The following is a 20,300-nucleotide window of genomic DNA, read 5'->3' as shown; positions in this document are numbered from 1 at the left end:
AAACAGAAAATTTCACAACATTTTTTTAGGGATTTTTTGTTTTAAGTGAAAATACTTACGTGAGGTTTTGTAAGAGGTGGCTAACTGAAAAATTATTGAGGGGAATTAAAATATAATTTGGCGGATACACGTCCGACCCTGCAAATAAAATTGCGACCGCTTAGTTGGCGCCTGACAATGACATGTTTATCGCATGGCTACCGGAGGCCTGACTCAAGTACCGGAAAATAGGTCTATCTTTTGGGATGCACAAAAAGACATCATGCTGCGAAAATTTTCACCAGCGCTGCTGCCCTCTGGAAAGTTCTTCTTTCCTGCTTTCATTCTTTTGTATTTCAGAGCTTTCCGTCCTATTCGGTATTGCTATGTATAGGGTGACGCACACCATTTAAGAAACGCATCGTTTTTACAAGCCTGGCCTTGCCCCTTTGAAGTATATTTCCAGCACTTTGTTGGCGGTTTCTTCAACCGCTTTGTTAGTTATATCTATAACCGCGCAACCAGTCCTGTTCATAATGTCCTCGGCGTATGACAACTCCTCATTTATCCGCTCCATGCTGATATAGCCGGCATTAGCAGTGATGCCAAGGGTTTTTAAACGCTCCCGCCTGATCTCCATTAATTGTTGAGGATGAATTCTCAACCCGATCAACTTATGATGCGGCAGCCGGAAGATCTCTTCGGGCGGTGATACCTCGGGAACCAGGGGAAGGTTGGCCGCCTTAATCCTTTTGTGGGCCAGGTACATGCATAATGGCGTCTTGGAAGTCCGGGACACACCGATGATCACCAGATCTGCCATAGTAATGCCCCGTGCGTCTTTCCCATCATCACATTTTACGGCAAATTCAATAGCATCAACCTTGCGGAAGTACTCTTCATCAGTTTTTCGCACCAGCCCAGGCTCCCATTTCGGGCTTTGCTCGATTACCGAGGCTATTGCTTCGATCATAGGGGTCATCAGATCCAGGGCTGGAATACCGTGCTTTTTTGCTTCTATAACTAGTTTTTCCCGCAAACCCGGAATTACTAGAGTATAGGCGATCAGGCTGTTGAAGTTGCAGGCTTCCTCTACTATCTCCGGTATTTCTCCGGGATCGTTGACATAAGGCGCCAGACGAATTTCAACTGCCTCCTGGTTAAACTGGCTGGCAGCAGCACGGACTACCAACTCAGCAGTATCACCAACCGAGTCGGAAATAATATAAATAACCGGTTTCAGACCATTATCGGTGGAAATAACAACTCCTCCTTAGTTTCCTTCACCTAATTCCACAAATAGCCGGGTGATATTAGTCTTACTTAAGCGCCCAACCACCTCATAGTCATCACTGCCATCCGGCAGTGTGACCTTGCGTACAACCGGCAGGGCATCAACTTCATGGGTAATTAACTTCCAGGCTGCCGACCAAACTGACTCCTCCGGTTGAGTAAACAAAACATTGGGCATGCGGGTCATTACCACCCCCACCGGCAGTTTCTGAATATCCTGCCCGCCAAGTGTGGTCTTGAGCAAATCCTTACGGGAGATGACACCCTCTAAGAGCCCTCCTTCTTTGACGACGAACAGGGTACCAACATCCTCTATAAACATAGTGACCACCGCATCATAAACCGAACATTTTTCTGACACCACAATCGGAACTGATTTGATATCGGCCACCATTATACTGTGCACTTTTTTTGCTACAATTTGCTGGGGATACTTGCCGCTGTGGAAATACCCTACTCTCGGCCGGGCCTCAAGCAGCCCGGACATAGTTAAAATGGCCAGGTCAGGCCGTAAGGTCGCCCTGGTCAAAGATAATTTTTCTGCAATTTGCTCGCCGGTTATTGGCCCCATACTTTTAACGATTTCTAAAATGGCATTTTGTCGGCCGGTTAGCTCCAAAACCATCGCCCCTTAAGAGAGCACTAATAAATTTTATAAACTAATTAACTTATATTAAATATATACCATGGCAACGGGCAATACAACCTCCCCGCAACCGGTGATCAGTTCAAATCAATTATTTCGATTTCCTAATCGAGATCAGCGGTCATCATAAAAATATAGGCAGCGGTACGATCTCAGACCAATAAATTAACCGAATATCTTAGGGTATTGGGCCTTTTTGACGCCGGGCGGCCGGAAATGCCATTCAGGTCCACCCGGCGGGCCGTGAAATATTATTTTGCATCAACAACTATTTTACTCAAGTCAGCCACTTGCTTAACCAGTGCCGCCAGGTTAAGCAGGAGGGCCAGGCGGTTTTCACGCACCGGCTGATCATCCACCATCACCATAACCGAATTAAAGAACCGGTCCAGCGGTTCCTGCAAGGCAGCAATTGCTGCTAATTGGGAGCGGTAGTCCTGGTCAGCCTGATACTTTTCCACCTTTCCCCGTACACTGTCAAGGGATTCAAAAAGTATCTTCTCCGAAGGGTCCACCAGACGCTCCGGATCAATGTGTATATTTACTGTTTTCTTGGAGAGGTTGTTCGCGCGGATAAAAGCGGTCAACAGATTGTCAAAGGCTGGATCACTCCGGAAATCAGCCAGCGCCTGCACCCTTTTGAAGGCATCGCTGAAATCGTCGCAACCCGAGGCAAGGACCGCTTCCACAGTATCGTAGTGAAAACCACGATCTTCCAGAATGCCCTTAAGCCGGTGTTTAAAAAACTCGGCGACATCCTTCGTTACTTCTCCAAGACTAAGCTTAAGACTAACTTTACCTTCATAACACCGGTAGGCTTTTTCCACCGTTTTCTCTAGTGACAGCTTAATACCCCCGGCCAACAGGATATGGCTGATGCCCAGGGCCTGCCGTCTTAAGGCATATGGGTCTTGAGAGCCGCTCGGCTGAATGCCGATGGCAAAACACCCGACAATATTATCCATTTTATCCGCAATGCTCAACATTCTACCGGCGATAGTACCGGGTAGGTCGTCACTGGCAAAGCGGGGCAGGTAATGTTCATATATTGCTGTAGCCACACCAGGTCCTTCCCCGGACCGCTCAGCATACTCCCGGCCCATAACGCCCTGCAGCTCGGGAAACTCATACACCATGTTGGTAACCAAATCGGCTTTGGCCAGGTAGGCTGCCCGCAGGGCACATTTTTTCTCCTGCTCGTCTGCACCCAGCACCCCGGCCAGATATTCCGTCAATTCACTGACCCGGACAACCTTGTCATAAATACTGCCAAGGCTTTCCTGAAACACAATTTTTTTGAGAGCCGGCACCTTTTCCACCAAGGGTGCCTTTAGATCCTCCTTGAAGAAAAAGTCTGCATCAGCTAGACGCGCCCGCAGCACCTTTTCGTTGCCGGCCATGACAATCTCAATATACTCCGCCCCACCGTTTCTGACGGCAATAAATTTGGGCAACAGGCCACCCCCGGCGCTGGTCACCGGAAAATAGCGCTGGTGCTCCCGCATCTCGGTCACCAGCACCTCTTTGGGCAAATTTAAGTATTGCGGGCTGAAGTCACCCATTAGGGCAGTCGGGTATTCCAACAGGTTGTTTACTTCATTGAGCAGGTCTTCATCCTGCTCTATCTTTCCGCCTGCCGAAGCGGCCAGTTCCTGTACCTGGCGCCAAATGGTCTCCCGGCGTTCCCGCGGGTCAACCATGACAAAGGACTGGCGCATTTTTTCAAAGTATTCCGCTGGGGAGGAAACTTCAATCGGTCCTTTGCTTAAAAAGCGGTGTCCGGCAGTGGCCCGACCCGCTTGATGGCCGGCAAACTCAAAGGGCACTATATCGCTGCCAAACAGCGCTACAATCCAGCGAATCGGCCGGGCAAACCGGATTTCCAAATCACCCCAGCGCATGGGCTTTGGAAAATGGAGCCCGGCAATCAGGGCAGGCGCTAAAAGCGGCAGCACCTCCACAGCCTGTCTGCCTGCCTCCCGCTTGACCGCAAATACGTAATCAACCTTCCCGACTGTTTTCTGAACCAGGCTAGCCACAGGCACTCCTTGACCTCGGGCAAAGCCCTCAGCTGCCTTGGTGGGTGTCCCGTCCGGGTTATAGGCCACCTTAACGGCCGGCCCTTTTGCCTCTGTCTCCAAAGGCGCCTGGCTTTCAGCCAGCCCCTCCACAAACAGGGTTAGGCGCCGTGGTGTGCCATAAGTCTCAACTTTGATAAATTCCAGCCGCTGTTCTTTGAGAGCCGCCGCGGCCAAATCTTTCAACTCGGCCAGGGCCGGGTCTAAAAATCGCGCGGGCATCTCTTCTACTCCGATTTCCAATAAAAAATCACTGCTATTGCCAGCCATTTATTCCGCCCCCTTCTTCAGCAGCGGGTAGCCCATTGCTTCACGCTGTTCCACGTAAGCCTGGGCACACGCGCGGGCCAAGTTCCGCACCCGCGCGACAAACCCGGTCCGCTCAGTCACGCTGATGGCGCCCCGGGCGTCCAACAGGTTAAAAGTGTGGGAACATTTCAGCACTTGATCATAAGCAGGCAGCACAAAACCCTGCTCAACCACCCTTAAAGCCTCCTGCTCATAAAGATCAAACAGCTTAAACAGCATGTCCGTGTCGGCCAGCTCAAAATTATAGTGGGAATGCTCAACTTCCCCCCGGTGGTGCACGTCACGGTAGCTGATGCCGTCTACCCAGGTGATATCAAAAACACTGTCCACCCCCTGAATAAACGTTGCCAGCCGCTCCAGGCCGTAGGTTATTTCAGCGCAAACCGGCCGGCAGTCAATGCCGCCGCACTGTTGAAAATAGGTAAATTGAGTAATCTCCATGCCGTCGAGCCAGACTTCCCAGCCCAGCCCCCAGGCGCCAAGAGTGGGGGACTCCCAGTTGTCCTCCACAAAACGTATATCATGCTTGTCCGGGTCAATGCCGATGGCCTTCAGGCTGTCAAGATACAATTCCTGCACATCGTCCGGGGATGGCTTTAAAATAACCTGGTACTGGTAATAATGCTGCAGACGGTTTGGGTTTTCACCATAGCGCCCGTCGGTGGGCCTGCGGGAGGGCTCCACGTAGGCCACCCGCCATGGCTCCGGCCCCAGCGCTCTTAGAAAGGTAGCCGGGTTCATTGTGCCGGCGCCTTTTTCCACATCATAGGGCTGCAGAATAATACAATTTTGCCGGGACCAGAAGTGGTCCAGGGTAATGATGAGATCCTGGAAATTCATAGACTGCCTCCTCTATCCATTTAACAAAAGTAAAACCCCCGGCCCCGGTATTCTACCAGAGACGGGAGTTATTTCCCGCGTTCCAATTGTGTGGCCGCAATTGACTTTTTTATGCCTATTTTTGTTATAACTTATCAAATTTCCGGATTAAAGTCAATGCCGGGTAAAATAAGTTAATTGCTTTACTCCTTTTTACTATTTAGACATTTCCTCCTGGAACGAGCAGATACCGGTAGGCCAGGTGGTAATATCTCAGACCCGGACATATTTATATTTTCAAACCTTAACGCCAGGTGATTGCGGCTTTTTTTCTCAAGGGTATGCGATAATACTGGTACTGTGGGTAACCCACCAGCATTGCCCCAAAGCACTGATGGCCTTCAGGCAAGACCAGAGCATTTTTCATTGGCGGGTAGAAATTTGCGGCCGCATTGAAATATCCTGCCCAGCATGCCCCGAGGCCGTTTGCAAAGGCAGCCAACTCCAAATAGGTCAGGGCAATGGTGCAGGACTGTTGGGCACTAATAATCGCTTCGGCAGCATGGGCCACAATAACATGCGGCGCCCCGCGGCAAATGCGGTCTACTCCGCTATCCCAGTCGTCAACCAGCCGTTGCATACCCAAACTTCTCGCCTTTTCAGGCTCTTCCTTAATTACAAACCGCATCCAGTCAATCACCAGACCTGCTAAGCGTTTGACCTCACTGTTATCTTCAATAACCAGCCAGTTGACCGGTTGCAAGTTCACGCCAGTCGGGGCATAGCGGGCAGTGTCAATTATGTCGGCCAAAACAGCCCGCTCTACAGACCGGTTTTTGTATGCGCGAATCGACCTCCTTGAGGTTAAAAGGTGCTTGACCTGCTCTGCGGTGGGCAGCAACTTCCGGTTAACCTCGATACATTTCTCCGGTACCATTGTTTTAAGGGTAAGTGCTCCGTAAGGGCAAGCTGCCATGCAATGCCCGCAGTTGATGCATTGTTTTTCTGCCCGCTCGATCGGAGCGGGGAGTTGGTCATTGATCGCGATTAGCTTCTGAGGACATACTGCCGCACAAATGCCATCATGCTTGCATTTTTGATGATCGACTGCAAACAGGCTCATTTACATCCATTCCTTTCACAACACTCATAAAAATAAAACGGGCATAAACCGTTGCCTTTGAGCTTGTCTTCTTATACTGGGTGCTTCAATATGCTTGTGCAGGATGCTGCTGTGCTTTGTCCTGTCTAAATTTTTTATAAACAAAAAGGATTAAATATCTTGCTCTCCTTTACGGCTGTTTACCTTGTCCTCCTGAAAACCTTTGCCTTCACTGAAGTTAACGGAGTGATCTACCTCCAGGGTGTAGTTATTAGCCATGCCCGCAACTGAGGCCAGGGCGCTAAGGATAGCGATTTGACTGCTGGCTAGGACACCCACCAAGCCCAGTGCACCCACTGAGGCGGGAACTTCAAAAACCGTCCGCTCCCCATGCTTGACCTTAATCCGGTACCCCTGCCCTTTTTGCAGCAAACCTTTGATTTGATCCAGGAGGTCATTACCTTTGACCTGAAAACGTTCGACTGGCTCATGCGCTTTCTCTTCAAGGCTAATCAGCGCCTGGACCACATCCCCTCCGGACGCGTCCAGAGCTGCCTTTGCTTCTTTATAGCCGGTGCCCAGCCGGTTTCTAATAATATCGATTTTTTCGAGTTCACTCATCTTTTCCACCGTTCCTTTCTTGGCCAAAGTCCTCACCATCTAGTATCAAAACCATGGCCTTATTCATACTTTATTTACTCCAAGATCAGTTATTTTTATACACCGGCCTTTCCATCTCCAGCGGGGAAATACCTTAAAAAAGCTGCAGACTTTAAATCCCGCTCCAGGTGGTACCGGATAAACTCATACATCAGGAGTCTAATCCGGTCCCGGTCAGGGCGGTCAATTCTAAGCTGGCGCAGCCTGGCCGGGTGCCAACGCAAGAACAGCTTGAGGAGCTCCAGCACACCCCGGCTGCAGGTCCGCGCGTCCGGATAGGCCGCCCGGCAATCCTTACAAAGCACACCGCCGGCTGCCGGGCTGAAATACAGCTGTCCCGGCAAGGAACTGCGGCAGTGGGTGCAATGTTCCAGCGAAGGGCGGTAGCCGAGCATAGCAAACGCTTTGATTTCAAAGGACCGGGCCACCAACTCGGGATCTTCTGAAACCAGCAGGTGCAGGGCAGTGAGGATGAGTTCAAAAAAAGCTGGATTTGGCTCTCCCTCCGGGGTAAGGGCATCAACCAGTTCCACCAGATAGCTGGCATAACCTATTTTTTTCAGATCGTTCCTAAGCGGGGAAAACATCTCAATTATTTCGCCCTGGCTGATCGAGTCCAGCTCACGGCCACGGTTGAGCAAAAATCTGGACTGGGCAAAAAGCTGCACAGAGCCCCGTTTGCGGCTGGCAGGCTTGGCTGCACCGTGGGCCATTACTTTCAACTTGCCCTGCTCTCTGGAATAAATAACCAATAGCTTGTCCGCGTTGCCACAGTCCCTGGCCCGCAGCACTACTGCCTCAAGCTTATAAAGTTTGTTCATGATGTACTCCGTTCGAGCAATCTAAAGTACTTTTGCACCTTAGAAACAGTCAATTACACTTGATCACCGTACCCCAGGTTCTTGAGCTGCGCCTCCCTGTTTCGCCAGTCCGGCCTGACCTTCACCCAGAGCTCGAGAAAAATCTTTGAGCCCAGCAGTTTTTCCATGTCCTCCCGGGCAAGTTGGCCGATAGTTTTCAACATCCGGCCCCCTTTGCCGATCAGGATCCCTTTTTGCGACTCCTTTTCAGTGTAAATCACTGCCTGAACCGCCACCACATCGTTCGGCCGCTCCTGTACGCTTTCAATGGTTACGGCAACCGAGTGCGGCACTTCCTGGCCGGTCAATGTCAAAACCTTTTCCCGGATCAGCTCGGCCATAATGAACTCCTCCGGCCGGTCGGTGACCATATCCTCAGGATAGTACTTGGGGCCGGCCTGCAGGTGACTGGTCACCAACTCCAGCAAACGCTCGAGGTTTTCCCCGGACAGAGCCGACACCGGCACAATTTCAGCAAAAGGATAAAGCTTGGAATAGCTTTCGATCAGGGGCAAGAGTTCTTCCCGCCTGATCAGGTCAATCTTGTTGATCACCAGTACAACCGGCGAGGACATGCCGCTCAGCTGCCGGATCAGATAGTGATCACCAGGGCCAGGGGGCTGGTTTGCCTCCACCAGAAGCAAAACGATATCGACCTCATGCAAAGTGCCCAAGGCTATCTGCACCAGGCGCTCGCCAAGTTTATGCTTGGGTTTGTGCAGGCCCGGGGTATCAATGAAAATAATCTGCGAGTTTTCCCGGCTCAGCACGCAAAGGATTTTGTTTCTTGTGGTCTGGGCCTTATCCGACATGATCGCGACTTTTTTACCCACCAACTGGTTTAACAGAGTGGACTTACCCACATTGGTTCTGCCAGCCAGCGCCACAAACCCGGAGCGATAACTGCTGTTATTCTGCATTGAAGCACCTACCTTGACGTCTAAATCTCAATCCTGGGATCAATAAATTTTTCCACGGTAATGGATATAAATATAAAAACTATATAAACGGCCATTCACATTATCGTCTAAACCCCTCTCAACTGTTCATGGATACGCTTATTTCGATAGTATAAGGTAATATCCATTATTACCATTACCCCGTTCAGGGTATACAAGTAAATTACTGCATCATGACTAAAAATAAGCTTATGGATAATCCCCGAAACATATCCGGCAAAAACAATCCACAGAAAATAAATGCTCTTGCCGGCGGTTTCTCGTGTTCTATAAGATTTATAAATGGAAAACGGCCAGGCCGCCCCAAAGCAAACAAGCATGAGGACCTCAAATATACTCACCTATATCCCCCACCCGATAAACAGTTTATCGGTTCACCGGTTCAAATATTTTAGTGATCACACTGCTCTCCGCCTGGTCTTTCCCATGACCGGCACAGGCAGAGGGAGCTTCTTTCAAAACAAAGGCCGCGGGCAGCAATTCGTCAATAGTCATCAACCGGTACTCACCCCGATCGTTAGCCATATAAATCTTCATCGCCGGGTTAAACTCAGCGAGCACCTGGCGGCAGGCGCCGCAAGGCGCGCAGTAGTCTTCAGTTCCAGCTGTGACGGCCAGCGCCTCAAAGCTGTGCTCGCCATTGGAAACCGCTTTAAACAGTGCTACCCGCTCTGCGCAGCAGGACAGGCCATAGGACGCGTTTTCCACATTGCAGCCGGTGTAGTAACGGCCTGCCGTGGTCAAAATGGCAGCTCCCACTTGAAAGTGTGAATATGGCGCATACGCTTTCCCACGGGCCGCGGCGGCGGCATTAATTAATTTTTCAATTGGAAAATCCATACCGGCTATCTCCCGTTCACATTCAGATTTATCCTAAAGTAAGTTATGACTATTGCTGGCCACCCGGCCGGCATTACCGGTTTAACCTCGTGTTGCAGAGGTCTTGTTACCTGGCCAGATAAGGATAAAATACCACAATGGCCACTGCGATTGAGTTCAGTGCAGCTACCAGCACCGCTCCTGCCGCCACATCTTTGGCAATGCGGGCCAGAGGGTGCTCGGTTTGCACATAAAGATCAACCACTGCCTCAATGGCCGTATTAATCATCTCGGCCATGATCACCAGTGTGACAGCAAACAACACCGGCACCAGGTCACGCGCACTTATCTGGAAATACAGTGCCAGAGCGAGCGCCAATAGAGCCGCAGCGAAGTGCACCCGCATATTGCGCTGGGTCCGTAAGGAGTATGCCACCCCTGCCGCAGCATAACCAAAACTTTTTAGAAATTTGCGCAGTGCCATGGAACATCCCCTGCCTCTCCTGGTGACAGCTATCTGAACAGATTTAACCGCACCAGCAGTTCTTCTTCCTTTTGGCGCATAATCCGGCGTTCATCTTCCTGTTGGTGATCATAACCGAGCAAGTGCAAAACACCATGTATGGTCAGGTAGGCCACTTCACGTTGGAAGCTGTGCCCGTATTCCTCGGCTTGCCGCCTGGCTGTTGGCAAGGATATAACCAAGTCACCCAGCATGGCCTCCCCCCCCTGGAGAACCTCTCCCTCCTGCATGGCAAAAGAGAGCACATCGGTGGGACTATCTATACCGCGGTACTGTAAGTTCAAGTCTCTAATGTAGCTATCGTTGACTAATACCAGGCTGACCTCGGCATCGTCCCCGTACCCGCAGTCTTTGAGCGCCTCCTGAACTACCAGGACTAAATAATCAGCCAGATGATTGTCCAGCGCTACCTCTTCCTGCTGATTGCTTACGAAAACCGGCACGTCTCTTTCTCCTTTCAATTTCTTGAGACAGATCCGGGTATTCCACCCTCGAGTGAAATATTCCTGACAATACCCGGACAAATGCGTTTGCTATAATATCAAGTTCTTTAAAGGTTAAATCGCACTCTTCCAGCTGGCCGTCGTTGAGCTTGTCTTTAATAAACTTTCTCACCAGGCCTTCCGCCCGGGCCAGGGTGCGGTTCTGCAGAGAGCGTATCGCCGCCTCCACCGAGTCGGCAAGCATCACGATTGCCGCCTCCTTGGTTTGCGGCTTTGGTCCTTCATAGCGGAATTCTTCTTCAGTGACGCTCTCACTATGTTCGCTCTCCATCGCTTTATGGTAGAAATAACCGACCATGCTTGTACCATGATGCTGCTCTATGATATCGATTATACCCTGCGGCAGTTTGTGTTCCCTGGCTATTTCCACCCCGTCTTTTACGTGAGAGGTGATAATTAGGGTGCTCAGGGACGGACCGATTTTATCATGCGGGTTTTCACTTGACATCTGGTTTTCGATGAAGAAAAAGGGTCTCTTTAGCTTACCGATGTCGTGGTAATAAGCGCCCACCCGGACCAGCAGTGAGTCACCGCCCACAGCATCAGCGGCCGACTCGGCCAGGTTCCCCACAATAATGCTGTGGTGGTAAGTTCCAGGAGCCTCGGTTAACAACCTTTTCAGCAAAATATTGTTCGGGTGGGACAATTCAAGCAGCTTAACGGGTGAGGTAAGGCGGAAAGTGTTTTCCAGAAAGGGCAGGGCACCATTGGTAAGTATTGAGGAAAGGATACCACTGGCCAATCCTAAGGCCAGGCTGGAGAAGATTATCAGTGCAAACGGTTTTTCAGTAACCAATCCCACCGAGAATATGGCCAGTATATTGGCAAAGCTGGTGTAAAAACCAGCGCGTACCAGGTCTCCCCGCTGGCTCAACTTAGAAACACTATAAACCCCAGTGATACCACCGATCAGGCCAACTAAACCGAACTGGAGTTGACTTCCGGTCATGACTCCGAGCATCAGGCTCATCACCGCCACAATTAGCACAGCCAGCCGTGAGTCTAAAAGGATGGCGGTTAACATCCCGGCCGCACCCATTGGCACCATATAACCGAACTGAGCGCTAAATTCAGGCAAGCTGCTAACATTAATCGCAATAATTAACTTGCCTACCCCCAGGACGATTAGAACAATGATCCCCAGCAAATAAAGGTGCCCAGCGTGTTCATAGATTTCACGGTTTTGCTGATAAAGATACAAGAGGACAACCACCATGAGCAGGACCAAAAGCATCATTACGCCCAGGATGGAGGTTAAAACCGGTTTGGTACGGATCAGATCAAGTGCCTGCAATTTAACCAGGTTCTCCTCAGTCAGTATCTCACCCTCTCCGACGATCTTCTCTCCCTCTTTTACAGAGACCATGACCGGGGGAACAGCGTTATACGCCTCATCCTTCAGTTGCCTGGTTTTTTCCTTATTAATAATGGCATTCGGGCGAACATAGTAATTGGCGGCACCTTTGGCGAAATGTTCGTAGTGTTTAGAAAGACGCATCCCGGTTATCTCATCTTCGATCGCCTTTTTAAACTCCTTGAGCTTGTCCTCCGGTATCCCATCGCCTTCCCCCATGGCGTCTGAGATCAGCTTATTTAATTCAGTCTCAAGGACTGCTGAATCCTTGACAGTAGAATGCGCCAGGTCGTCCAGATCCGAGTCAAGCATAGCAAAAGGAATAATCGTGCGTAACTTGTCTATCTTTTCTGAAATATTCAGCCCTGCGTCTCCCTGAACCTCACGGAGTTTTTGAAACAAATCGGAAATATCCTTCTGAACAGAAATACTAACCTGCGGGTCTATCGCATATATGTTACCGACCTTATCCGCAGCAAGCTGCCGCTGGGCTTCAGTCTGAACTTCATTTTCAAAGACGGCACTATTTTCCGCTTTAAAAGTTTTTGGTGAGGCCTGTCCGACTGTTAAATTAACCTTGTTGTTTACAAAATCAAACGACATTAAAAAGGTTGTCAAAAACAAAAACAAAATTGCCGCACTGCCCCGGCGCACCCAGCGCTGTTTTGAGGACCTGGACAGGACGGCTTTGATTTTATCTTTAGCCATACTAAATATGGGCATGACTTCAACCCTCTTTGGCCGCATTATTGCTCCTTCTCATAAGCCCTGATGATTTTCTCCACCAGCGGGTGGCGCACAATGTCCGCTCCCGTCAGCATGTGAATACCAAGCCCTTCTATTTCTTTAAGCACTTTAATCGCATGAACCAGTCCCGATACCTGGCCCCTGGGCAAGTCGATCTGGGTAATATCCCCGGTAATTACCGCCTTGGAACCAAAACCCAGGCGGGTAAGAAACATCTTCATCTGCTCCGGGGTGGTGTTCTGCGCCTCATCCAAAATGATAAACGAGTCCTCTAAAGTCCTGCCCCGCATGTAGGCCAGTGGGGCAATTTCAATCACACGCCGCTCAAGGTACTTCTGCGTGTTCTCCACCCCGAGTATGTCATAGAGCCCATCGTAAAACGGCCGCAAGTAGGGGTCAACTTTATCCTGCAGGTCACCGGGCAAGAATCCCAGCTTCTCACCGGCTTCCACCGCCGGTCTGGTTAAAACAAGACGACCCAGTTCACGGTTGCGCAAAGCTTTAATAGCCATCACCACCGCCAGAAAAGTTTTACCCGTACCGGCTGGGCCAACTGCGAAAACAATATCGTTATTTTTGATGGCTTCAATGTATTTTTGCTGTCCTATTGTCTTTGGCTTAATCTGCTTGCCCCGGCCGGTTAGCAGGGCTACGTCCCTGGCTAGTCCAGCCAGAGCGTTTTTTTGGCCGCCTTGGGCAGACCGGATAGCATAACCAACCTCCTGGACAGTCAGGTGATTTCCCGCGTGGTAAAAGTTGCTTAATTCATTGAGCACGTTTTTGGCCTGCTCAACCATTACTTGTTCTCCAGTTATTGTCAAATGACGACCGCGTGCTATAATCCGAACCCCCAGTGCCTTTTCAATCTGAACCAGGTGTTCGTCATGCTTGCCAAATATCTCCGCTGCTTCACCGATATCATCAAGTTCAATCCTAGCTTCAAAGTTTTCCGCCAAAATCCGGCCTCCTTAGGAGCTAATTAGTTTTTCTATACCGATATCCTCAATCGTTTCGATAACTGCCTTTACCCGGATCAAGCCTTCGCTTTCAGAGTGACTTGAACCAACCTCTTCCACCCAACGACCTTGAATAACAGCCCCTTGAGGAATTCTATTCTCTGCCGTTTCCAAGGCTGTTGCTTCAGCAGCCCGGCGGGCATCATCCCGGCTGCGCTCATCGCGGTAGGCGGTTAGTTCCAAGTATTTCACAGTTACTAGTTCGACGGGTACATCAATATTCCTCCATTTGGGCAGTCTTTTAATATCAGACTCGGTCTGATAATGCTCAAAGGGAGCATTTTGGTTATTTGTTAAAATTATCTCCTTAGATTTATATTTGATACTGAATTGCTTTTTGGATCTTCCGGTCAGCCGCTCACCAGTCTCGATCATCCTGGCTTCACCGTAAGCCTCGTACCAGACCCTGGCCCGAACAATACCCCTGGCATGGACATAACGTGCGGGGCGGATAATTTTTGGCGGTCCATTGTCACCAGGCTTTGGAGTCTCCTCCAAGGGAGGTATTTCACCGGAAATCAATATTTGACCAGGGGTAACCGTAGTATTCTCTTTCACTGCCGGGTGGCCATCGATGACCAGCACCTCCCTAATCACGCCTGCTTTGGCAGCCACTAGATGTGCCGGTCTGGGGTCCTTTTCCCCGGGCACAACCCGCTCAACCACCTCTATGGTAACTTTAGTCCCCTTGAAATACACACCTGTCCAGGCTACTAGTGGAAGATCCTCCATTATTTTTGTCTCCACCCGGGCCGGCTCGATTCTCCATTTGGGCATGCCCCTGGAAAGGCCTGCTTCTGCTGCAATATCCATCACTTCCGCTGTTGTAAGCTGCTCGTTGCCCCTCACTTCAATAAACCAAACAAAAGACGAAAGAAAATAAAGGGTGATCAGAAAAAAAGCAGCGCCAAAAGCCAGTGCTTTTCTCTGCTTCAGCCGGCCGGCTACAAAAGGCAGGCCAATTTTGGACTTTACATGAAAACGACAGCCTGTCCGCCTGGCGATATGGCGCAGCGGCTTCACATCATGAAGCCGGACCTTTAGCAAAACAGCATCATCACTCACCCTAAGAATATCCCAAAGATATATACCCCTGCTGGCAGCCATGTTAATAAACTTTTCAGGCGCCCTGCCGGTGACTAAAATAGATATGTAGCCGATGAAATATGACATTATTTTAAATAATAACATGGTTTCTACCCCCACTAGACAAAGCTCAAAGTGTGAATTGATCCTTCAATGCATAACTCATCTGGCAGTAAATTGCGCAGCATTAAATTTTCACCCTTGACCGACAGCTCGCCCTCACCTGTGCTAATCCGGACTGTATCCGTAGTGTATTCCAGAATCCCGTGATGATTTTCTATTTGCAGTTGAATATTACCGATAAGCACTATTTTGGGCAGATCGAGGAGAACATCACTGGGTATTTCAAAGAAATCAGAAAACTGCCTCTTAAATTTTTTTCTTAAGTCCCTCCAGGCCATAAAAAATCCCCTCCTTGCAAAATTTTATGCACTGGTGAGAGGATAGATTACTATTATTTGGCAGAATATCAAAGCGGTCATTAGGGGAATAAAAAAAATGCCTGCTTTTAAGTCAGGCATTTTTTTGGGTGTCTTCAATTTTAGTGGAATTTACGCTTTCTAGCCGCTTCTGATTTCTTTTTCCTTTTAACGCTAGGTTTTTCGTAATGTTCGTGTTTTCTTGCCTCGGCCAGTACGCCAGCCTTCTGGCATGACCGCTTGAAACGCCGGAGGGCGCTGTCCAATGTCTCGTTCTTACCGACTTTTACTTCCGCCACTATACTTTCCCTCCCTCCGCTAGAACCATAAAACGCATTTATGCTCAAGTAAATCCGATTGTGCGTAAAAATACTTTACCATTATACAGCAGGCCCTGTTAGCAGTCAACAGGTGTTTTGGGCATATTTGAAGGTTCTTTATGCGCTGTCTAGCCTGGAGGCCAGTTAAGTGGTCTTCCTGCCAGAAGGTGATAGTGGACGTGCATTACCAGTTGTTCTGCATCGCGACCACAGTTGCTGACCATCCTAAATCCCCGGTCTGACAGGCCCAAATCCTTGATCACTTTACCTGCCGCCAGTTGGACCTGACCCATAATCAAGGCATCTTCCTCCTGCAAGTCGAAAAACGTGGGAATATGTTTTTTCGGGATTAAAATCAGGTGTACTGGAGCCTCCGGCCTTATATCTTTGAAAGCCACGGCATAATCATCCTCATAAACAATATCCGCAGGAATTTCCTTATCGACTATTTTACAAAAAATGCAGTCCTGCACTTTTACACCTCCCCCCTACAGGGAATAACCATGTGACTAGAATGAGTAATTCAACAGCAAGAAAATAAATCCTGCCGCATCGGTTGAAAATTAAGAAATCAAATGAATAACTCTGCCTTCCAGGGTGGAGCCCCTGGCTTGATCGGCTCTGATCACCACAATCTTACCGCATAGCCCCTCATTCCCAGGGAAGACCGTACGGACATAGTTGTCGGTAAAACCTTCATAAAGGTCTTTTCCCTCTTCACTCGGGCGCTCAACCAGCACCTCCAGGTCCTGGCCAATCATTGAGGCTGCAAATCTGGCTGCAAGTTTTTCACCGATTTCGATTAGCCGGTGGCTGCGCTCCTCCTTGACCGGCGGCTCAACCTGATCAGTAAATTTAGCCGCCGGAGTACCCTGACGTGGCGAATACTTAAACACGTGCAGCCGGCTAAAGGATATTTTATTCACAAAACGGTAGGTATTTTCAAACTGCTCGCTTGTTTCTCCCGGAAACCCTACGATCAGATCAGTTGATAAAGCAAGCCCTGGTATATTCTCCCTGAGCACATTAATTAGGCGGGCATATTCCCAGGTGGTATACCGCCGGCCCATTCTCCGCAGCACCTGATCATCACCACTTTGCAGCGGCACATGCAGGTGGCGGCAAAAAACAGGTGAACCGGACAGGATTTCAACCAGATCGGGGGTAATGTCGTGGGGCTCAATAGAACTCAGGCGTAATCTTTGCAAGCCGGGTATAGCTGACAGCCGGTCGAATAAGGCCGCCAAGGTAACGTCTCCCGACAGGTCCTGGCCGTAAGAGCCGGTATGAATACCGGTTAGGACGATTTCCTTGAATCCTGCGGCCACCAGCCCGAGCGCAGTTTCGATTACTTTTGCCGGCTGCCTGCTGCGCAGCGGCCCTCTGGCCTGCGGGACGATACAGTAGGTGCAAGAGTTGTTGCAGCCGTCCTGTATTTTTAAGAAAGCGCGCGCCCTACCCTGCATCGGAAAGGCAGGGACCTCTTCAAATTCCTCACCTGCCCCGTAGTCACGCACAGCATTTACCGGGCCCTGACCCTTTAACGCCTTTTCCACCAGGTCTACCAGTTTGCCCCGGTCCCCGGTGCCCACCACCATGTCCACACCCGGTATTTCCAATACCTTCCCCGGGGAAGTTTGGGCATAGCAGCCGGTTACAGCAATCAAGGCCTCCGGGTTGGTTCCGGCAGCCCGGCGGATCAATTGCCTGGACTTGCGGTCGCTCAAATGGGTTACCGTGCAGGTGTTGATGATGTAAACGTCAGCAATATCACTTGATTCCACGACCTGATAGCCCCGCTCCTGAAAGAGCCCGGCCAGCACAGCCGACTCGTACTGGTTCACCTTACAGCCCAGGGTTGTTACCGCCACCCGCTTTTTTTTCATCTGCTCATCCTCCCAGGTCGCCCCACTGGTACTGGACCATCGCCAATACCGCCAGTCCTGCCGTTTCGGTACGTAGAATCCGCGGTCCCAAAGTAACCGGAAGGACACCATGAAGCCTGGCGCGCTCTACCTCTTCACGAGTGAACCCGCCTTCCGGGCCGATAAATATGTAAATAGAATCCAGTTTTTGGTGCTCCCGGCTAAAGGCTTTAAGGGCATACTCAGCTTCTTCTTCCCAGGGAATCAGGGCTGGCGCCCCTGGCAGCAGGCCGGCTAATACTTCCTCCCAGCTTTGGGGCCGGCATATTTCAGGCACGTCATAGCGCCGGCATTGTTTCGACGCTTCCAGGGCGATCCTTTGCCAGCGCTCCAGCCGCCTGGCGGCCTTATCTCGATCCAGTTTAACCAACGTACGCTCACTAAAGAGCGGAATGACCACGCTCACCCCCAGCTCGGTTCCCTTTTGAATGATCAAATCCATTTTATCACCCTTGGGAATACCTTGTACTAAAGTAATTCTAAGGAAGGAAGCGGCAGGCATGGAAATTTCTCTTTGAAGGGCACACACTACCTGGTCCATGGCAATATCTTCTATACCCGCCAGGTAGGACTTCCCCAGGCCATCCATTAGAATCAGTTTTTCCCCAGGCCGCAAGCGCAGCACCTTCGAAATATGAATAAAATCAGGACCGTTTATATAAACCCGCCCGGTTTTAATTTGTCCCGCTGAAAAAAAGAAATGAGGGTAGCCGGTTAAGCCAAGATCATTCTTCATCCTTTGTTTTTTCTCCTACTAAAGCCACCCACTGGCCTGCATACAATAGCTCGCGAATAGCCAGCCCGGCTGCTTGCATTGCCGCGCCCACCTCCCGGGCACGGCTGCTGATAATCCCCGAGGCGATGAACAGGCCGCCGGGAGTAAGCGCGCTTGCCGCCGCCGGGGTAAAGCCGGTGATCACGCTGGCGATAATATTGGCAACCACCAGGTCTGCTTTACCTTCCACTAAATCCAGCAGGTTGCCCCGCACTACCTGTACCAGTCCCTCAACACGGTTTTTATTAACATTTGCTCTAGCCACCTGACAGGCCACTTCATCAACATCCACTGCCACTACCTGCCCGGCGCCCAATTTGGCGGCGGCGACAGCCAGGATACCCGAACCGGTACCAACATCATAAACTGTGGAACCGCTTTGCAGATACTTCTCCAGCAGGCCGAGACACAAGGCTGTAGTGGCATGGGTGCCGCAGCCAAAGGCCATGCCGGGATCCATCTCAATAACCAGGTCCCCGCTCTTACTCTGCCACTCTTCCCAGTAAGGCTTAATGACTAAGCGCCGGCCGACCCTTACCGGCTTGTAGTAAGCCCGCCAGTTATTTGCCCAATCTTCATCTGCCACCCGTCGTGTGAGCACCTGAGGGGCAGGGTAAAGGGCCAGCTGCTCTAATGCTTTGTTGAAACTGTCAAGCCGGTTTGCCAAATTGTCATCAATAGGGAGATAAGACTTTACTACAGCCGGATCTGTTGCAGATACTTTTTCAGAAATACCCCACTCCTCCGGGTGAGTCTCTGCTGCATATTTAATAATCACAGCCGGGTCTTCAATCACCACCCCGCCTGTTTTCATTTCGTCAAACAAGTCACTGACCATTTCCATGCCTTCAGCATGAGTATAAACAGCAATTTCCAGCCAGTCCACCCGGCACTCTCCTCTATTATTTTACCCCTTCAGGGCGTCTTTCATTTTTTTGAAGAAGCCTTTCTCATGCTGGCCTTGCGTCCGGCCGCCGTCAAGTTCGACAAACTCTTTCAACAGTTCTTTCTGTCTGTCGTTTAGATGGGTAGGGGTTACTACTTTTACCATTACATGTTGATCCCCCTGGCCGTAGCCATTCAAATGAGGAATGCCCTTGCCTTTCATCCTAAATATTGTTCCCGTCTGGGTACCTTCTGGAACTTTCAATTTTGCGCTGCCATCCAGGGTCGGTACCTCTAACTCACCGCCAAGCGCCGCCTGGGCAAAGGATATCGGCATTTCGCAAATTAAATCGTCTCCTTCTCGCTTGAAAAGACGGTGCGGCTTAACGTGGATATAAACATAAAGATCACCGGGCGGGCCGCCGCGCAAGCCGGCTTCCCCCTCACCCGCCAGCCTCAGGCGTGAACCGCTGTCCACCCCGGGCGGCACGTTGATCTTAATTTTGCGTGTTTTACGCACCTGGCCGGCCCCGCGGCAGGTAGGGCAGGGCTTATCGATTATCTTGCCGGCGCCATTGCAGCGGTCGCAGGTACGGGACTGGACCACACGCCCGAAAGGGGTGCTCTGGGTAAACTGCATCTGTCCGGTACCATTGCAGGACGGACAGGTCTGAGGCTTGCTGCCGACAGCCGCCCTACTGCCTCCACAGGTGCCGCAGGTTTCCACACGCGGCACCTTAATCTCACGTTCAAGCCCGAAGGCGGCCTCCTTTAAGCTGATCTCAATATCTGACCTGATATCGGATCCTTTCTCTGGGCCGGTATGCCGGCGGCCGCCGCCTCCTCCGAAAAATATATCAAAAATATCACCAAAACCACCAAAATCGCCAAAGCCGCCAAAGCCCTGTCCGCCAGGGGCGTCATGACCAAAGTGATCATAATTAGCCCTTTTTTCCCGATCGCACAAAACCATATAGGCCTCGTTGAGTTCTTTAAACTTTGCCTCCGCCTCAGTATCACCCGGATTAGCGTCCGGGTGATACTGGCGTGCCAATTTGCGGTAAGCCTTTTTTATTTCATCGCCGGTTGCGTTCCGGGCCACACCCAGCACTTCGTAGTAATCGCGCTTTGCCATCAGTCCACCACCTTACCAAACTAAAACAAAGGAAAGGGGAACCGAAATTCCCCTCTAAAGGTTTCTATAACATTATATATTCGTTATG

The 20,300-nt window shown here is 50.4% G+C and carries 21 protein-coding genes; all 21 read right to left on the bottom strand.

What is annotated here, in order from left to right; all coding sequences use genetic code 11:
- Nucleotides 1-406 precede the first annotated feature (406 nt).
- Entirely contained in the window at nt 407-1,222 is an 816-nt protein-coding gene (locus tag A4E54_RS09575; RefSeq protein ID WP_502687935.1) for a pyruvate, water dikinase regulatory protein, read from the bottom strand.
- 30 nt (nt 1,223-1,252) lie between these two features.
- Complete coding sequence (gene ccpN, locus A4E54_RS09570; protein WP_286725885.1) at nt 1,253-1,891, bottom strand: transcriptional regulator CcpN; 639 nt, start codon at nt 1,889-1,891, stop codon at nt 1,253-1,255.
- Nucleotides 1,892-2,169: 278 nt separating this feature from the next.
- A complete protein-coding gene (gene glyS, locus A4E54_RS09565; RefSeq protein ID WP_286725882.1) occupies nt 2,170-4,266 on the bottom strand; it encodes a glycine--tRNA ligase subunit beta in 2,097 nt (698 codons plus the stop codon).
- Nucleotides 4,267-5,145: a glycine--tRNA ligase subunit alpha gene (gene glyQ, locus A4E54_RS09560; protein ID WP_286725879.1), complete on the bottom strand. Its 879-nt coding sequence runs from the start codon at nt 5,143-5,145 to the stop codon at nt 4,267-4,269.
- A 283-nt stretch (nt 5,146-5,428) separates the two neighbouring features.
- Nucleotides 5,429-6,247, bottom strand: coding sequence for a nitroreductase family protein (locus A4E54_RS09555; RefSeq protein WP_286725877.1), 819 nt, complete (start codon nt 6,245-6,247; stop codon nt 5,429-5,431).
- Nucleotides 6,248-6,397: 150 nt separating this feature from the next.
- Nucleotides 6,398-6,874, bottom strand: coding sequence for a DUF4342 domain-containing protein (locus A4E54_RS09550; protein WP_286725874.1), 477 nt, complete (start codon nt 6,872-6,874; stop codon nt 6,398-6,400).
- Between the two features lie 68 nt (nt 6,875-6,942).
- A complete protein-coding gene (gene recO / locus A4E54_RS09545; protein WP_286725872.1) occupies nt 6,943-7,707 on the bottom strand; it encodes a DNA repair protein RecO in 765 nt (254 codons plus the stop codon).
- Nucleotides 7,708-7,760: 53 nt separating this feature from the next.
- The gene (gene era, locus A4E54_RS09540; protein WP_286725870.1) at nt 7,761-8,666 is read right to left on the bottom strand and encodes a GTPase Era; all 906 of its coding nucleotides are present in this window, start codon (nt 8,664-8,666) and stop codon (nt 7,761-7,763) included.
- 405 nt (nt 8,667-9,071) lie between these two features.
- Nucleotides 9,072-9,545 carry a cytidine deaminase gene (gene cdd, locus A4E54_RS09530; RefSeq protein WP_286725866.1) on the bottom strand — a complete coding sequence of 158 codons (474 nt, stop codon included), beginning with the start codon at nt 9,543-9,545 and terminating at the stop codon, nt 9,072-9,074.
- Between the two features lie 106 nt (nt 9,546-9,651).
- Nucleotides 9,652-10,008, bottom strand: a complete 357-nt coding sequence (locus A4E54_RS09525; RefSeq protein WP_286725864.1) for a diacylglycerol kinase — start codon at nt 10,006-10,008, stop codon at nt 9,652-9,654.
- 29 nt (nt 10,009-10,037) lie between these two features.
- Nucleotides 10,038-10,490, bottom strand: coding sequence for an rRNA maturation RNase YbeY (gene ybeY / locus A4E54_RS09520; protein WP_286725862.1), 453 nt, complete (start codon nt 10,488-10,490; stop codon nt 10,038-10,040).
- On the bottom strand, nt 10,432-12,651 hold the full coding sequence (locus A4E54_RS09515) for an HD family phosphohydrolase (protein WP_286725860.1): 2,220 nt from the start codon (nt 12,649-12,651) through the stop codon (nt 10,432-10,434). Before A4E54_RS09515 ends, ybeY begins: the two co-directional genes overlap by 59 nt.
- A complete protein-coding gene (locus tag A4E54_RS09510; protein ID WP_286725859.1) occupies nt 12,651-13,607 on the bottom strand; it encodes a PhoH family protein in 957 nt (318 codons plus the stop codon). Before A4E54_RS09510 ends, A4E54_RS09515 begins: the two co-directional genes overlap by 1 nt.
- Nucleotides 13,608-13,619: 12 nt before the next feature.
- Nucleotides 13,620-14,858, bottom strand: coding sequence for a sporulation protein YqfD (gene yqfD / locus A4E54_RS09505; RefSeq protein WP_286725856.1), 1,239 nt, complete (start codon nt 14,856-14,858; stop codon nt 13,620-13,622).
- Nucleotides 14,859-14,872: 14 nt separating this feature from the next.
- Nucleotides 14,873-15,154: a sporulation protein YqfC gene (yqfC, locus tag A4E54_RS09500; protein ID WP_286725854.1), complete on the bottom strand. Its 282-nt coding sequence runs from the start codon at nt 15,152-15,154 to the stop codon at nt 14,873-14,875.
- A 140-nt stretch (nt 15,155-15,294) separates the two neighbouring features.
- Nucleotides 15,295-15,471: a 30S ribosomal protein S21 gene (rpsU, locus tag A4E54_RS09495; protein ID WP_286725852.1), complete on the bottom strand. Its 177-nt coding sequence runs from the start codon at nt 15,469-15,471 to the stop codon at nt 15,295-15,297.
- 149 nt (nt 15,472-15,620) lie between these two features.
- Nucleotides 15,621-15,965 carry a histidine triad nucleotide-binding protein gene (locus A4E54_RS09490; protein ID WP_286725851.1) on the bottom strand — a complete coding sequence of 115 codons (345 nt, stop codon included), beginning with the start codon at nt 15,963-15,965 and terminating at the stop codon, nt 15,621-15,623.
- A gap of 90 nt (nt 15,966-16,055) precedes the next feature.
- Entirely contained in the window at nt 16,056-17,378 is a 1,323-nt protein-coding gene (gene mtaB / locus A4E54_RS09485; RefSeq protein ID WP_286725849.1) for a tRNA (N(6)-L-threonylcarbamoyladenosine(37)-C(2))-methylthiotransferase MtaB, read from the bottom strand.
- A 4-nt stretch (nt 17,379-17,382) separates the two neighbouring features.
- Entirely contained in the window at nt 17,383-18,153 is a 771-nt protein-coding gene (locus A4E54_RS09480; RefSeq protein ID WP_286725847.1) for a 16S rRNA (uracil(1498)-N(3))-methyltransferase, read from the bottom strand.
- On the bottom strand, nt 18,143-19,078 hold the full coding sequence (gene prmA / locus A4E54_RS09475) for a 50S ribosomal protein L11 methyltransferase (RefSeq protein WP_286725844.1): 936 nt from the start codon (nt 19,076-19,078) through the stop codon (nt 18,143-18,145). The genes A4E54_RS09480 and prmA overlap by 11 nt, the downstream gene beginning before the upstream one ends.
- Before the next feature lie 21 nt (nt 19,079-19,099).
- Entirely contained in the window at nt 19,100-20,212 is a 1,113-nt protein-coding gene (gene dnaJ, locus A4E54_RS09470; RefSeq protein ID WP_286725842.1) for a molecular chaperone DnaJ, read from the bottom strand.
- Nucleotides 20,213-20,300: the final 88 nt, after the last annotated feature.

It is taken from the genome of Pelotomaculum sp. PtaB.Bin117, assembly GCF_002067195.1.
In the GTDB taxonomy this organism is placed as follows: Bacteria; Bacillota; Desulfotomaculia; order Desulfotomaculales; family Pelotomaculaceae; genus Pelotomaculum_D; species Pelotomaculum_D terephthalicicum.
The sequence above is the reverse complement of the archived record's forward strand: the minus strand, read 5'-3'. Positions and strand labels throughout refer to the sequence as shown.